Origin of the sequence: Microbacterium sp. CSI-V (genome assembly GCF_001984105.1) — a bacterium.
Taxonomy (GTDB): Bacteria; Actinomycetota; Actinomycetes; order Actinomycetales; family Microbacteriaceae; genus Microbacterium.
On the sequence record NZ_MTQM01000008.1, the window covers coordinates 597,456 to 613,436 of the forward strand.

General features: G+C 66.5%; 7 protein-coding genes. All 7 read left to right on the plus strand.

What is annotated here, in order from left to right; all coding sequences use genetic code 11:
* Positions 1 to 426 precede the first annotated feature (426 nt).
* The 7 genes from CSIV_RS09390 (at position 427) to CSIV_RS09415 (ending at position 15,577) form a co-directional block, all read left to right on the plus strand.
* Entirely contained in the window at positions 427 to 6,930 is a 6,504-nt protein-coding gene (locus tag CSIV_RS09390) for a DUF3320 domain-containing protein (protein WP_077051109.1), read from the plus strand.
* A 62-nt stretch (positions 6,931 to 6,992) separates the two neighbouring features.
* Entirely contained in the window at positions 6,993 to 8,213 is a 1,221-nt protein-coding gene (locus tag CSIV_RS09395) for an exonuclease domain-containing protein (protein WP_077051110.1), read from the plus strand.
* A 260-nt stretch (positions 8,214 to 8,473) separates the two neighbouring features.
* Positions 8,474 to 9,958: a type I restriction-modification system subunit M gene (locus tag CSIV_RS09400; protein WP_077051111.1), complete on the plus strand. Its 1,485-nt coding sequence runs from the start codon at positions 8,474 to 8,476 to the stop codon at positions 9,956 to 9,958.
* Positions 9,955 to 11,112: a restriction endonuclease subunit S gene (locus CSIV_RS09405; protein ID WP_077051112.1), complete on the plus strand. Its 1,158-nt coding sequence runs from the start codon at positions 9,955 to 9,957 to the stop codon at positions 11,110 to 11,112. Before CSIV_RS09400 ends, CSIV_RS09405 begins: the two co-directional genes overlap by 4 nt.
* Entirely contained in the window at positions 11,109 to 11,669 is a 561-nt protein-coding gene (locus CSIV_RS18035) for a winged helix-turn-helix domain-containing protein (RefSeq protein ID WP_139340656.1), read from the plus strand. Before CSIV_RS09405 ends, CSIV_RS18035 begins: the two co-directional genes overlap by 4 nt.
* Positions 11,670 to 11,684: 15 nt before the next feature.
* Positions 11,685 to 12,044, plus strand: a complete 360-nt coding sequence (locus CSIV_RS18040) for a restriction endonuclease (RefSeq protein ID WP_139340657.1) — start codon at positions 11,685 to 11,687, stop codon at positions 12,042 to 12,044.
* 104 nt (positions 12,045 to 12,148) lie between these two features.
* A complete protein-coding gene (locus CSIV_RS09415) occupies positions 12,149 to 15,577 on the plus strand; it encodes a DEAD/DEAH box helicase family protein (RefSeq protein WP_238592358.1) in 3,429 nt (1,142 codons plus the stop codon).
* The last annotated feature ends 404 nt before the right edge of the window (positions 15,578 to 15,981 follow it).

Consider the following 15,981-nt stretch of genomic DNA (forward strand, 5'->3'; position numbering starts at 1 on the left):
ATGGCCTTCTGCGTCGATAGGCCGTACCGCGGACGATAGTCGCCGCCACCCGTGGTCGTATCGAGTTCGGCCCCGGTACACCGGGCGCGCCCCCGAGACCGTTCTTCACCAGGCTGTCGCCGCGGTTGACGCCTTGGAGCGGGAGCTGGGCGTGACGAAGCGGACCTTGCTGGACTCGAGGATGCTCAACTCGTGACCTGCCTAGCCGCGCCGCATGAACCGCGGGCTAAGACGGCCTGGGACGAGAGACCGTCACCATTCGACTAGCTGGGCCGAGGTCCGCATAAGCTGCCGCGTCGCTGGCGTCCCTTTCAATAGCCGGACCGCGAGCCGAGCACAGAGGAGCTTGCGTCGCAAAGCAACTGCTCACGATCGCCTAGGCTCCGATACCACGGCCGATTCACAACGGGCGCAGGGGGAAATGGCATGACTATCGATACGCGTCAGATCATCGGCGGGTCCGTCGACGACCTGGCAGAGGGCCTCCGCCCGTTCATCGAGCGGGTGTTCGCCGAGCGTCTCCCCGATGGGCCGTCGTGGGTGCAGATCGTCGCTCACAAGGACGAGCTCGCGGGCCGACCTACCGCACATCATCATGCGAATGATGTCGGGCTGATGCTGCGAGTGATGACCGAGAAACTGGGCAACCTCGGCTACCCCTTCGACGGGCATCTTTCGCGACAAGCGGCGAACTGGGCGAGCGAGATGCGCGAGGTGCGCAACAAGCATGCGCACCAGGTCGAGTTCAGCCCCGCCGAAACCTATCGGGCTCTCGACTCGGCGGAGTTGCTCCTTCGCGAAGTCGGCGCGGCCGACGAAGCGCAGCGGATCGCGGCGCGCAAGCCGGCGGTGCTGTCGGCACTCAGCGGTGGGGCAACCGGTCGCCCCCTTCCTCCACCGCCGAGCGCCTCGCTTTCCGCCCTACCGGTCGTGCGGCTCCCGGCGCCTCCGGCTGTTCCACTCCCTTCGTCGGCCGAGACGGAGTCCACCACCCCGCAATCCACCGAGTCGGACGCGGCGGCGACATCGCCGCTCACCCGCCGGCAACTACGCGAGCAGCCCGAGACGGACGCGTCTGAGACTCCACCTGCTCCGGCGTCGAGCGCGCGTCTTTCGCTCGATGCGGTCACCGAACTCAGCTATGCCATGGCGCACGCGCGCATCGTGCCCGTGCAGGAGGTGCGGGTCTCGTACTCCGGTCCCGAGCTCCGCGGAGCATCCCTTGCCATCGAAGCCTCTACGGCCAACGGTTCCCTGGGGGCGCCCAAGGTCGTGATCCTCGACCTCGCGCCCGGTCTGAAGACACTCGCGGGGCTCGACCTGCTGTCCCTCGACCCCGCTCCGATGCTGCAGGTCGATACGGAGCAGCCCGGCTCCATCACTCTCACTCTTCGCGGACCGGGCGGCGCGGTGATCGCCGATCATCGGCATCCGGTCCACGTGCTCGCCGCGAACCAGTGGATCGCCCGGGAGCTGCACCTCGGCCTCGAGCTTCTCGCATCCTTCGCCCAGCCGCAGGCGACCGTATTGACGCCCGTCCTGCAGCGCGCCTCGGACCTGCTGGGGCAGTCGAGCGGCCGCACAGAGCTCGACGGCTACCAGAGCGACAACCCGGCGAGGGTGGATGCCATGGTCGCGGCCGTCTGGGATGCCGTGCGCGAACTCGACATCCGCTATGCGGAGCCTCCGGCGAGCTGGGGCCTTCGTGGTCAGAAGGTCCGCACGCCGCAGGAGGTGCTCGAGGGGCGGCTCGGAACGTGTCTCGACACGACGCTGACGCTCGCCGCGTTGCTCGAACAGGTCGGCATCAACTCGACGCTCTGGCTGGTGGACGGACACATCTTCCTCGGGTACTGGCGTGAGAACGGCAGCCTCGGTCTGCCCGCGACCACCGATATCGAGGAAGCGGTCAATCTCGCCAAGCTGGGCCGGATCTCGTTGCTGGAGACGACCCGGATGACCGGGGGTGCGGCATCCGCCACGTTCGACGTCGCCCGCGCAACGCCCCAGCCGTATCTCGAAGCGCGCCGCGACGAGATCCTCGGTATCACCGATGTGCGCGCAGCCCGTGAGAACGGAATTCTTCCGCTCCCCAGCCGCACGGTGGGTCCTGACGGCGAGGTGACCGTCGTGGAGTATCGACCGCTGGACCGCGTGCTGGCACCGTTCGTCGCCGACCAGCGCGATGCGCAGGGCCGCGCAGTGGCTCCGCCGCGGGTGGCGCAGTGGAAGAACGCTCTGCTCGATCTGAGTCTGCGCAATCGCCTCATCAACTTCACGAGTCGCGCCGGGTATCAGCTCGCGGTGCCGGGCGCCGCACTCGGTCGGCTCGAGGACATGATCAACGGAGGAGCGGGCGTCACTCTTCTCGCGTCCGATGACGTTCCGGAGATCGCGCGAGAGCGTGGCATCCGCTTCGGTCGCGACCGGGACGCGGCCGATCGAGAAGCGCTCCTCGCCGATAAGAGGCAGGCGCACCTGACCGACGTCACCCAGGCGGCCTACACGACGAGGCTGCGCGCTCTGGCCGCGAAAGCGAAGACCGTCACCGAAGAGACCGGCGCGAACAACCTGTACCTCGCGTTCGGCACCCTGCGATGGGAGTTCAACGATCGGCAGCTGCAATCGCCGCTCGTTCTCGTCCCGGTCACGTTGGAAAGCGTGTCGCGTGGACAGTCCTTCCGTCTCGTCCTCGACGAGGCGGGTGCGTCCACGCCGAACTACTGCCTCCTCGAGAAGCTCAAGGTGAGCTTCGGCATCGAGGTGCCCGGGCTCGCGAATCCGGCGACGGATGCCGCGGGGATCGACCTCGGCGCGGCGTTCGATGCGGTGCGCCAGGCGATGGTCGACGCGAAGCGGCCCTTCGTCGTCGAGGACACTGTGCACCTCGGCATCCTTCAGTTCGCGAAGTTCCGGCTGTGGAAGGATCTCGACGACAACTGGGAAGAGCTCGCGACGAACTCGCTCGTCACCCACCTCATCCATTCGCCCAATGACGCCTACATCGATGCGGTCCCGGCGCCGGTCGATGTCGATCTCGACGCGCTCTCGGCGCAGGTTCCCGTCTCCGCGGATTCTTCGCAACTCGAGGCCGTCGTCGAGGCCGTGGAGGGCCGTACCTTCGTGCTCGAAGGCCCCCCGGGCACCGGAAAATCGCAGACCATCACGAACCTGCTGGCTCGGTCGTTGGCATCCGGGAAGCGCGTGCTCTTCGTGGCGGAGAAGCGCGCGGCTCTGGAGGTCGTAAAAGACCGATTGGATGCCGTCGGGCTCGGCTCCTTCTCGCTCGACCTGCATGACAAGGGCGCGCGACCCAATGCCGTGCGCGAGCAGCTCCGGGCGGCGCTCGACGCCACCGCCCGGCCCGATCGGGCCGCGCTGTCCGCACAGCGTGAGGCGGCGGAGTCCAGTCGCGGCGCGCTGTCGCGCTACGCGCAGCGAGTACACGAACCGAACGCGGCAGGTCTGTCCCTGTACTCGGCGCGATCGCAGCTGCTGGCATCGGCGACGGACATCCCGCCGCTGGACGTGCCCCATTCTCTGGTCGCCTCGGGAGATCACATCGACCAGCTGCGCGCGACACTGCGTGCGCTTCCCGCGGTCAGTGATCTGGCCCGTCCGGCAGCCACCCATCCGTGGGGGTTCGTCGACGATCCCGCTATCGATGCGGCCTCTCTGCACAGTGCGGCCCGCGCCTTCGACGACGCTCTCGCAGCCGTCGGCTTGAGTGAGCTGGTGTCTCGCGTGCGCGGGCCCCAGCAGATGGAGGCGTGGGCGGGTGTCGCTCGGGCGCCGCGCCATGCTCTCGACGCCCTCGACCGTGTCCAGCCCGAGTCGATCGACGATCTCGCCCGGCGGCTCGCAACGGCGGCCGCGCAGCCGCCCGCATGGCTCGCTCAGGTCGATCCGCGGGTACTCTCGCGGAACGTTCGCGAGATCCACGCCGCCGCCCTGGCGGCGGACGCGTCCTCGTTCTTCGGCCGCAAGAAGCGGCGGCGTGCGGTGCTGGCCCAGTTCGCGACCGACCTGCGCGTCGAGCAGACCGCGATCGACCTGCGCGGTCTCTCTGCGCTGACCGGTGCCATGACCGAGACGGCCGCACAGGTCGACGAGCTGCGCGGTGAGCTGCAGCGCCAGCCCGTCGTGGTTGCGCCCGCGGACTTCAATCCCTACGTGCCTGGCGAGGCGGAGCAGGTGGGGGCAGCCCTCACGTGGGTGGGGTGGCTCTCGAGGACGCTCGCTTCCGATGTCTCGGCTGCCGGAGATCTCCGCTCGGACCTGCGCCGTGTCTACGAGACGACAGCGCCCGATGCGGCGTCCGCCGAGCGGTACGCGACGCTCGCCACGGCGTGGCGAGCACTGGCAGCTGCGGCGGGCGTCGCGTCTACCGGCGGCGCGTCACGTGACCAGCTCGGTGTCTGGGCCGGGGATGAGGGAATCGCGTCCACGTGGGAACGCACTCGTACGGGGCGCAACCTGGCGACGACCGAACCGGTCACTCTCGGCCGCTGGGTCGACCTGCTCCGGCACGTGGAACCTCTGCGGCGCCATGGGATGAACAAGGCGCGAGAGGCCATCCTGGCCGGGCGCGTCCGTGCCGACGACGCGGCGCTCGCCTTCGACAAGGGTGTCGCGTCGGCGTCCCTCGGCGAACGCGAGGACGCTACCGCACTGAACGACTTCGATCCCGCCGCGCACAACCGGACGATCGGGCGGTTCGCGACGAGTTCGGCTGCCATCCGCAGCGAGCTTCCGCGGGCCCTGCCCGCTGACATCCTGTCTCAGCGGCGATTCGACCCGAAGTACGACGGCGGCGACATGGGTGCGCTGAAACGTCAGCTCTCGCGACAGCGCGGTGGGGACAGCGTGCGGACGCTCATGGACAAGTACGGCGATCTGATCACCCAGATCACGCCCTGCATGCTCATGAGCCCGGAATCGGTCGCCCGGTTCTTCCCCGCCCGCGCCGGGATGTTCGACGTCGTGGTGTTCGACGAGGCTTCGCAGATCCGTGTCGCGGATGCCGTGGGAGCGATGGGACGAGCGCGTTCCGTCGTGGTGGTCGGGGACTCCAAGCAGATGCCTCCGTCGACCTTCGCGGAGGTGACGGCCGACGTCGACGAGGCTGAGGCGGATACGGGCCTCGTCGCAGATGAGGAGTCCATCCTCACGGAGTGCACACAAGCGCGGGTTCCGAGTAAGTGGCTGTCGTGGCACTACCGCAGCCAGGACGAGGCGCTCATCGCCTTCAGCAACCACCAGTACTACGAGAGCCGCTTGTCGTCGTTTCCGGCGCCGTTGCGCGACTTCTCCGCATCGGCACCCGGGGCGCTCGCCGCGTCGAAGCCCGACTACGGGCTGTCGCTCGTGCGCGTCGACGGTCGGTTCGAACGTTCGGGCGGGCGCGGGGTGCTCCGGACGAATCGCGTCGAAGCGCAGACGATCGTCGACGAGGTGATCCGACGGTTCGCCGCCGCCGGCGACACCGCTCCGTCAATCGGCATCATCACGTTCAACGTTCAGCAGCGCGACCTCATCGACAACATGCTGCGCGACGCCTCGGATGAACGCATCGGTCGCGCGCTCGACGAGCGCGACGGATTGTTCGTGAAGAACCTCGAGAGCGTGCAGGGCGACGAGCGCGACACGATCCTGTTCTCGGTCGCCTTCAGCAAGAACGACCGTGGAATGCTCCCGTTGAACTTCGGGCCGCTCTCCCGCGCAGGGGGAGAACGCCGGCTGAACGTCGCGGTGACTCGTGCGCGACGACAGGTCGTGCTGTACGCGAGCTTCGACCCCGCGGAGCTTCGAGCCGAGCAGACCTCGGCTCGCGGGCTCAAAGACCTCAAGTCGTATCTCGAACTCGCCGCGCGCGGAGTCGCACCGACCGATGACTCCACGTCTCGCGTGCCGGTGATCGATCGGCACCGTGACGAGATCGCCGCGATCTTGAGCGAGCGCGGACTCGTCGTGAAGACGGACGTCGGCCTCTCGGACTTCCGCATCGATCTCACGCTGGCATCCGCGTCCGACCCCGCTCAGCCGCTCATCGCCGTCCTGCTCGACGGAGAAGGTTGGCGAGCGCGCCGAACGGTGGCGGATCGCGATGGCCTACCCGTCGATGTCCTCGGGAAGTTGATGCGCTGGCCGGGGATCGAAAGGGTGTGGCTGCCGGAATGGCTCGATGATCCGGATGCCACGGCCGACCGACTCGTCGCGGCGGTGGAAGCCGCCCGGGCCGGGGGCCGGTCTGTTTCAGACACGAAGGTCGAGGACCTCGATACGCCTGCGGCAGAGGAGCCGGTCGAGCCCGTGCGTTCCGGAATGCCAACGGGGCAGGAGGACGAGGAAGCCGTCGGGGCGACGCATCCGCACGTCCGCCCCTTCGTGCCTTGGCCGATCACCCCGTTTGGGGGAGTGGATGTGCTCGACGCGCTTCCGAGTCGATCCGCTGCTGAGCGGGTTCGCGCTGCGCTGCTGGAGGTCATCGCCTCAGAAGGACCGATCTCGCGAGCACGCTTGGTGAGACTGGTGGCGGAAGCATTCGGACTGTCTCGTGTGTCGGGGAGCCGGGCAACGGCCATCCTCGGGCTCATCCCGGATGCTCACACCCGCCAGGGTGACGAGCAGTTCGTCTGGCCGGTGGACGTTGACGTCGCCACCTGGCGAGATGTCCGCACGAGTGCTGCGGGGGAGAGTCGACCGCTCGAGTCCGTCGCTCTGGAGGAGATCGCGAACGCGATGGCCGTTGTCGCCGAGCTCGGCGGTGGGGTGCGCGAAGACGAGATCAAGCGGGAAGCACTGCGGCTGTTCGGGGGGAAGCGGATGACGACCCAGATCTCCGAGCGACTCGCCGAAGCCCTGTCGGTGGCGGTGGCCACCCGATGGGTCGAGCTCGCGCCGTCGGGAGCGTATCTCGCGCGCTTTTGAGTGGCGAGGACCGAGGTTCGGACCACGGATAGAGTGACCTCGATCAGCTTGGGGGGCACAACATGGGGCGAGGATTCGCTGTCATCGATCTCGAGACGACAGGTCTCTTTCCGCAGAAGCACGATCGCATCGTCGAGGTGGCGATCGTGCACGTCTCACCGACAGGCGTCGTCGAGGGAGTCTGGGAAACGCTCGTCAACCCGATGCGCGACATGGGTGCGCAGCGCATCCACGGCATCAGTGCCGCTGCGGCCGCGCGAGCTCCGGAGTTCGCCGCACTCGCCCCGTCCGTCGCCTCGCTCCTGCGCGGGCGGGTGCCTGTTGCGCACAACGCCAGTTTCGACGCGCGATTCTTGACCCACTCGATGCAGCAAGCCGGTCTCATGTGTCCGGATCACGAGTATTGGATGTGCACGATGCAGCTCGCGGGCACATTCCTGCCGGGCAGTCGCAGTCTCGCCGACTGCAGCGCTGCGATCGGCTATGCGATGGAGAACGCTCATCGCGCCTCGGCCGATGCCCTCGCCGCAGCGGCGCTCCTTCGCGCCTACATCGGCGCGGGTCACGATCCCGCATGGTGGGATGGGTGGCTCGCGACCCCGGGGGAGTGGCCGGATGAGCCGTGCGATACGACAGCTTGGCTGGCGCGTACGGAGTCCGACACGGCGCCGCGGTCGGTTCTCGAGCGGTTGCACGTGGACGTCGCGCTCGATGCCGCCGTCGACGACGGCGCCCTGAATCTCGACTACCTCGCTCTGCTCGACCGTGTCCTCCTCGATCGGTACATGTCCGCGACGGAGACCGACGACCTCATCCGATTCGCCGCAGAGCTCAACCTCTCGAGCGCTGCGGTTCGCCGTCTTCACCGCGCCTACTTCGACGGATTGGTCTCGGCCGCTTGGGCCGACGACCAGCTCACCGCCGATGAGTGGGCCGACATCCAGAAGATCGGCGGTCTGCTAGAGATCGATACGGAAACGATCGCCGGCGCCGCTTCAAAACCGGATGCCGCAGCACCGACTCTCACCACCGGCTTCCGCCTGGCGCCGGGCGACACCGTCGTCATCACGGGCGACACCCGTCGAGATCGAGCGGCATGGTTCGACATCCTCACCGAGCGCGGTCTGATCCCGAAGGACAGCATGGTGAAGAAAGCAAAGGTGCTCGTGGCCGCCGACCCCGATTCGATGTCGGGGAAGGCACGGCAGGCGCGGGCTTGGGGGATTCCGATCGTTACGGAGGACGGGCTGGAGAGGCTGCTGGGGCTGGGTCCTGGTGAGTAGCGGAGCGGTGCACAGGGTCACCGGCCCGGGCGGTTAGGGGCGGTTGCCCGCGTGGGCGGGCGACGCAACGCCCAAGCCCCGTCCGGATGCCGACATCGACTGGTCCGACCTCGCCACTGACGTGCGGGGTCGTCGAATCGCCGTGCGCACCGTTCTGGGTGCCGGCATGCCGGTCGACGTCACTGCGTCGTCGGAGCCGAGCACCATTGCTCACCGCCTCGGTTAGCGTAGACAGGGTTGCACGCGAGTCGGGAGAGTCTGTGGTTACCGGTCCACTGAAGAGTCAGGTCGACAAGGTCTGGGATGCGTTTTGGTCGGGCGGCATCGCCAATCCGGTCGAGGTGATTGAACAGATCACGTACCTGCTCTTCATCAAGCGGCTCGACGAGTTGCACACCAAGGCTGAGCAGAAGGCTGTGCGCTTCGGTGACCCGATTGAAAATCCGATCTTCCCGGACGGCTACGACAGCGACCTGCCGGTGCGCCGGCCGTTCCGCGACCTCCGGTGGAGCGTGTTCACGAACTACTCGCCCGCCGAGATGTTCGATGTCGTCTCTGAGCACGTCTTCCCGTGGCTGCGCCGGCTCGGCGCTCAGGGTTCGAGCTATGCGCGCAACATGCGCGACGCGCGCTTCACAATTCCGACGCCGGCGCTGCTGACAAAGGTCGTCGACCTGCTCGCCGAGATTCCGATGGAAGACCGCGACACCAAGGGCGACATCTACGAGTACATGCTGCTCAGGCTTTCGACGAGTGGCACGAACGGGCAGTTCCGCACCGCCCGCCACATCATCCAGCTCATGGTCGACCTGCAGCGGCCGCGCCCGGACGACCTCATCATCGATCCGGCGGTGGGCACGGCCGGATTCCTCATCACCGCCGAGGAGTACCTGCGCGCGCACCACCCCGAGATCTGGACGGATGCCGCCACCCGTGCCCACTTCAACGGCCCGATGTTCACCGGTTACGACTCGGATGCCTCGATGGCGCGTATCGCGAGCATGAACATGCTGCTGCATGGCGTGGAAAACCCCACGATCGAGCGTGCCGACTCGCTGTCGGAGGGGCACCCGGGTCTCGATCAGTACACACTCGTGCTCGCCAATCCGCCGTTTGCTGGGTCGCTCGACGACGAGACGGTCGCGAAAGACCTGCAGAAGGTTGTTAAGACCCGCAAAACAGAGTTGCTCTTTCTCGTTCTCATGATCCGGATGCTGCGCAATGGCGGACGCGCGGCCGTCATTGTGCCCGAGGGAGTGCTCTTCGGGTCGTCTAACGCGCACAAGGCTGTGCGGAGGATGCTCGTCGACGAACACAAGCTGGATGGCGTCATAAAGCTGCCGTCGGGAACCTTCAAGCCATACACGGGGGTGTCCACCGCGATCTTGCTGTTCACGAAGACCTCGTCGGGCGGCACCGACCAGGTCTGGTTCTACGATGTGCGCGCCGACGGTATGACGCTTGACGACAAGCGGACGCCGATCGAGGCCGACGACCTGCCCGACGTGCTCGCCCGTTGGCAGGCGCGGGATGCTGAGGCGGCACGCGCCCGAACAGATCAGAGCTTCCTCGTGCCCAAGCAGGAGATCGTCGACAGCGGTTACGACCTGAGCCTGAACCGCTACAAGGAGATCGAGGTCGAGAAGGTCGAGCACCGCTCGCCAGGGGAAATCCTCGACGAGCTCGACGCGCTCGAGGTCGAGATCCAGGACGGCCTGAAGCGCCTGCGGGAGATGCTCGCGTGACCTGGGAGACCGTATCGCTGGGCGAGGTCTCGTGGCTGAATCCGCGAGGCGACTCGAACATCGAATCAGGAACTTTCCTGGGGATGGCAGACGTGTCGGAGAACGGCACGACGACGGCGGGCATACGCGTCGAGCCTGGCGATCTCAAGTCGGGCTACACCCCGTTTCGAGACCGCGATCTTTTGGTTGCGAAGATCACCCCTTGCTTCGAGAACGGGAAGATCGCACAGGCCTCTCTGCATACGAAACGGGGTTGGGGTTCGACCGAGTTTCACGTTGTTCGGCCAAACGCTGAGCTATTGCACGACCGCTTCGCTTTGCAGTATCTCCGGTCCCCTTCGGTCCGAGCCAATGGCACAATCCGCATGACAGGTAGCGCGGGGCAGCGGCGCGTGCCCTTGTCGTACCTGCAATCGCTGGAGATTCCGCTCCCGCCCCTCCCCGAGCAGCGCCGCATCGCCGCGATCCTCGATGAGGCTGATGCCCTTCGTCAGCAGAAGGACCGCGAGCGTGCCGCGATGAATCGCTTCGTAGACACGGCGGTCGCCGAGTTGATCGACACCGCCGATGATTGGCGCCCGCTGGGGTCGATGCTTGCTGAGCCTTTCCGCAACGGAATTTCCCCGTCTCGAGCAGGCACGGTCCGGGCCGAGGTGTTGACCCTCTCGGCAATTACGCGGGGCGGGTTCGAGCCCCGTCATCGGAAGGCCGACCTGTTCGCGACCGCGCATGACCCCGACAAGGTCGTCACAGAGGGGCTTCATCTCATCTGTCGCGGGAACGGCAATAAGGACCTCGTCGGCGTTATGGCGGTAGGTGATGCTTCTCTCACCGACGTTGCGTTCCCGGACACGATGATCGCCATGCGCCCCTCGAAAGTAATCACGTCGCTGACGCTGCTAGCAGCTTGGCGGGGCGAGGGAGTCCGCAAACAGATCCGACGCGGAGCGAGGACCACCAACGGAACTTACAAGGTGAACCAGCAACTTCTGGGTTCTGTGGTTGTGCCAGTTCCGAGCGCTGAAGTGCAGGCCAACATCGATGCCCTCGAGCGGCAGCGCGCGGCGGTGAACTCGGCCATGCGCAAATCCGCTGAAAGCCTCGACGCCCTCTTCGCTTCGCTCCAGCACCGCGCCTTTCGAGGAGAACTATGACTGACGCAGGCAACCCCGGGCCGATTTCGACGATGCCGCGCTGGTACGAGTTCTTCCGGCCGCTTCTCGAGGTCCTCGCCGACGGTCGGACGTGGCAGAAGCGCGACATGGAGCGGGCCATCATCGCCCGTGCAGGTCTTACGGAGGACGAAATAGCAGAGACGCTCAGTTCTGGTCAGCCTCGGGCGCTGAACCGAATCGGATGGGCGACGTCTGCACTGCGCCGAGCGAAGGCGATCGAGTCACCGTCGCGAGCGCATTTCCGCATCACCGAAACCGGACGCAGACTGCTCAGCGAGCATTCGGGTCCGATCCCCGAGCCCGCTGTCTACGCGATCCCGGCCTACAGCGAGTACACCCCCGCGCGCGGACGGAAGACGACCACCGTCGATCCATCCCCGACGATAGTTGACGACGCCGACCCCGATGAGCTCATCAGCTCGGGAATCCAGCTGATCGAGAGCGACACGAAGTCGACTCTTCTGCAGCGACTGAAGGAGAGCGACCCGTACGACTTCGAGCGCGTCGTCCGGTCGCTCTTGGTGAAGATGGGCTAAGGGCGCGATGGAACTATGTCTCCCTTGCGGGGCTCGGGCGACGGTGGTCTCGACGGCGTTATCGACCGCGACGAGCTCGGGTTGAGCAAGATCTACGTTCAGGCGAAGCGCTACGCGGAGGCGACGATCGGACGCCCGAAGGTACAGGAGTTCGTGGGAGCTCTCGCCACGCGGGGCGCGAACGTCGGGGTGTTCTTCACAACCAGCCGCTTCACCGGCGAGGCGGTCGATGCCGCGGAACGCGTGCCGCAGGAGATCGCACTCGTCGACGGCGAACGGCTTACCGCGCTCATGCTCAGACACAAGGTGGGCGTGCAAGTTGCCAGGACGATCGAGATCCTCAAGGTAGACGAGGACTTCTTCGCTGACGAGTAGCGGGTGATCGGGTTCTGTGTCGACGATCATCACGAGCGCGTTGACGCCGGACAGTTTCAGGATCCGGCTTCGATCTGGGGGCAACGTCGGCACCGTTCGCTAGCATGACGAAAGGCAGGGCCGTGCCTGCCGCAGGGGGCCGCGCGTTGGGGAACTTCGACTTCGTCCGGGATCGCTGGCCGAAAGTCTGGGAGGCCGCATCCCGCGCTGAGTCGTACCTTCGTAGCGACCCGCGCGCGTCGGCGACCTACGCCCGGCGCGCCGGCGAGATGTTCACCGAATGGATCTACGCCGCCGAGGATCTGCCGCGCCCGTACGATGACTCGTTCGCGAATTTGACGGCCCAGGCCGCCTTCAGGGCGTTGGTCGGCCAGAACGTGACGGGCAGCCTCCGCATCGTGCGAACGATTGGCAACGACGCGGTCCATAAAGAAGAGGCGATGCGGCTCGGCCGCGCCCGAGGGTCGCTCGAACAGCTGCACACGATCTGCCGTTGGCTCGACCACGGCTACGGCGATCCGGATGCCGCCGGAGCCCCTCCCTTCGACTTCGCTCGGGTGCCGCCGGCTCCGGCCGCCGTGATCCAGCACACCCGCGCGGAGCTCGAACGCGCGCAGGAGGATTTCGACCAGGCGCGGCGGGCGCTCGCGGAAGAGCGTGAGCGCAGTGCAGCGCTGCAGGAGGAGCTCGCTCGTTTACAGGCCGAGGTCGCCGCGACGAAGGCCGCGAACGACATCGTCAACGCCGCGCGCGGCATCCCCGACCCGACCGTCGCGACCGAAGCCGAGACGCGCCGTGACCTCATCGACCTGCAGCTCGCCGAAGCGGGCTGGCTACTCACCCACGCGCGCGATCGGGAATGGCCGGTCACCGGCATTCCCACTGCTTCTGGTGACGGCCGGGTCGACTACGTGCTGTGGGGCGACGACGGCAAGCCGCTCGCTGTTGTCGAGGCCAAGCGAACGACCAAGAGCGCGAAAGAGGGCCGGCTGCAGGCCGAGGTGTACGCGGATGCCCTGGAGCGCGACTTCGGTCAGCGTCCGCTGATCTACTACACGAACGGGTTCGAGACCTGGCTGTGGGATGACCGCCGTCACGCGCCCCGCACCGTCGCCGGGTACATGACGAAAGATCAGCTCGCTCTAGCAATTCAGCGCCGGACGTCGCTCAAGCCGCTCGCGACGACATCCGTCGATCACACGATCGTCGAGAGGCCGTATCAACTGCGTGCTATCCGCGCGGTGACCGAGGCGTTCGAGCATCAGCGCCGCCGTGCGCTGCTCGTCATGGCCACCGGGACCGGGAAAACCCGCACCGTCATTGCCCTCGTCGATGTGCTGCAGCGGGCGAACTGGGTCAAGCGCGTGCTGTTCCTCGCCGACCGCACGGCGCTGGTCACGCAGGCCGTCGCGGCGTTCAAGACCCATCTGCCCGATAGTGCCCCGGTGAACCTCGTGACCGACCGCGACAGCGACGGGCGGGTCTTCGTCTCGACCTACCAGACAGTGATGGGCCTGATTGACTCCGGTGAAGACGCGCTGCGCCGCTTCGGACCGGGCTATTTCGACCTCATCGTCGTTGACGAGGCACACCGGTCGATTTACAACAGGTACGGCGAGATCTTCTCGTATTTCGACGCGCTCGTCGTCGGCCTCACCGCAACACCGCGCGCCGACGTTGATCACAACACCTACCAAATGTTCGACCTCGACGACGGCGTGCCGACCGACGCGTTCGAGCTCGACGATGCGATCGCGGGCGGGTACCTCGTCCCTCCTGTCGCGCGTCCGATCGACCTCGGGTTCATGGCGCGTGGCATCCGCTACGCGGACCTGAGCTCCGAAGAGCGCGAGCAGTGGGATGAGCTCGAGTGGCAGGACGGCGAGATCCCGGACGCCATCGACGCGGCAGCGATGAACCGATGGCTGTTCAACGAAGACACCGTCGATAAGGTGCTCCACGTGCTCGTCACGGAGGGGCGCCGCGTGGGCGGCGGTGACGTGCTCGGCAAGACGATCGTCTTCGCGAAGAATCAGCGGCACGCCGAGTTCATCGAGTCGCGGTGGGATGCGAACTTCCCCGAGATGCGCGGAGAATTCGCTCGCGTGATCACTCATGCGTCCGGCCCGTACGCGCAGACCCTTATCGACGCGTTTTCCACTCCCGCGAAGTCGCCGCACATCGCGATCTCGGTCGACATGCTCGATACCGGCATCGACGTGCCCGACGTCGTGAACCTCGTGTTCTTCAAGCCCGTCAACTCGCACACCAAGTTCTGGCAGATGGTTGGCCGCGGTACGCGCCTACGCCCCGACCTGTACGGACCCGGTGACGACAAGCGCGACTTCGTGATCTTCGACGTGTGCGGCAATATCGACTACTTCAACGACGAACTTACCGAGGCAGCGGTACCCCGTTCGGTGTCGTTGACGGAGCGCACGTTTGTGTTGCGCACCCGTCTGCTTGCGGCGCTGCGCGATACCGACGACCCGGATGCCGCGGCCCTGCGTGCGGTGCTCGCGGCGCGTCTGCACTCTGCGGTTGCGGCCATGAACCACGACAACTTCCTCGTGCGCCGCCGGCTGCGTGCCGTCGAGCGGTTCGGCAGTGCGGATGCTTGGGACGACTTCGACAATGCCGACGTGGATGCCGCGGCGGAGCTCGCCGGCCTGCCCTCAGCGGCCGAACAAGACGCGGACGAGGCGGCCAAGCGGTTCGACGCGCTTGTCCTCACCGCGCAGGTGGCCCTGGCGAACGGCGAGACGCTCCCAGCCGGCGTCGCCGCCCGCATCGTCGACATCGCGCGTGCGTTGGGCGATCAGCGCGGCATCCCGGCTGTGGCCCTGCACGCGGCGCTGTTGGACGCCGTCGCTGATGCGTCGTGGTGGGAGCACGTCGACGCCGTGATGCTCGAGCGCGTGCGCGTGAACCTCCGTGGCCTTGTGCGTCTCATCGGCCGCGAGAACCAGGCAATGGTGTACTCCGACTTTGAGGACACCCTCGACCCCGCCCGCGATGTCGTCCTGACCCGCGTAGTACCGGGGCTCAACCGACGCGCCTTCCGCGAGAAGCTCTTCGGCTTCCTCGCCGGCCGATCGGATGTCGCCCTGCACAAGCTCCGCACCGGCCGCCCCCTTACCAAGGTTGACCTCGAGCAGTTGGAAGAGGCGCTGACCTCCGCCGGGGTCGTCGACGGCGCGCAGCTGCATGACGAGGCGACGGACGCTGGCGGTCTCGGCCGGCTCATCCGCTCGATTGTCGGTATGGAGCGCTCCGCTGTCGAGGACGCGCTCGCCGACTTCGTCTCTACCCCGGGATTCACTCACCGCCAGCACGCGTTCGTCGACCTTGTCGTGCAGCAGCTCACGATCGCCGGCTATCTAGACCCCCGGCGTCTATATGAAGACCCATTCGATGGTGTTGCGCCCGAAGGCCCGGACGCCCTCTTCAGCAACGGTCAGATCACGGATCTAATTGCCCGGCTTCGGCGGATCGATGAATCGGCGGAGCCGAGCGGCTGGGTAAGCGCGTGATCCAGCAGGCTTCATCCAGATGCGACCAGGGAGAGTTGAGCTGGGCCAAGGCGAGTGTCTGATGACGTAGTGCAACCCATCCCGGATTTGCTGACTTGCTATCGGCGGTCCATTGCCTACACCCACTTACCCGAGTCGGAATGACGCCGTGTAGTGGACGCTGGATCCAATCTGAAGATCACAACGCGGGCACTCCGTGATGAGCTGAAACCCTTTGCGGGTCCAGCGGCTCGCCTTGACATCACCAAATGATCCAGCAGTCTCCCTCTCGGGCGTGAGGACGAACCTTCGGGCCCCATCGCGATCGCCACGAACTGATCGCTCGCTTTGGCTGCTCCCCGTCGTCTCGATAACGGGTCGGCGCTCCACATAGACGATCCATGCGACACCGGTGCGCCGCCCAG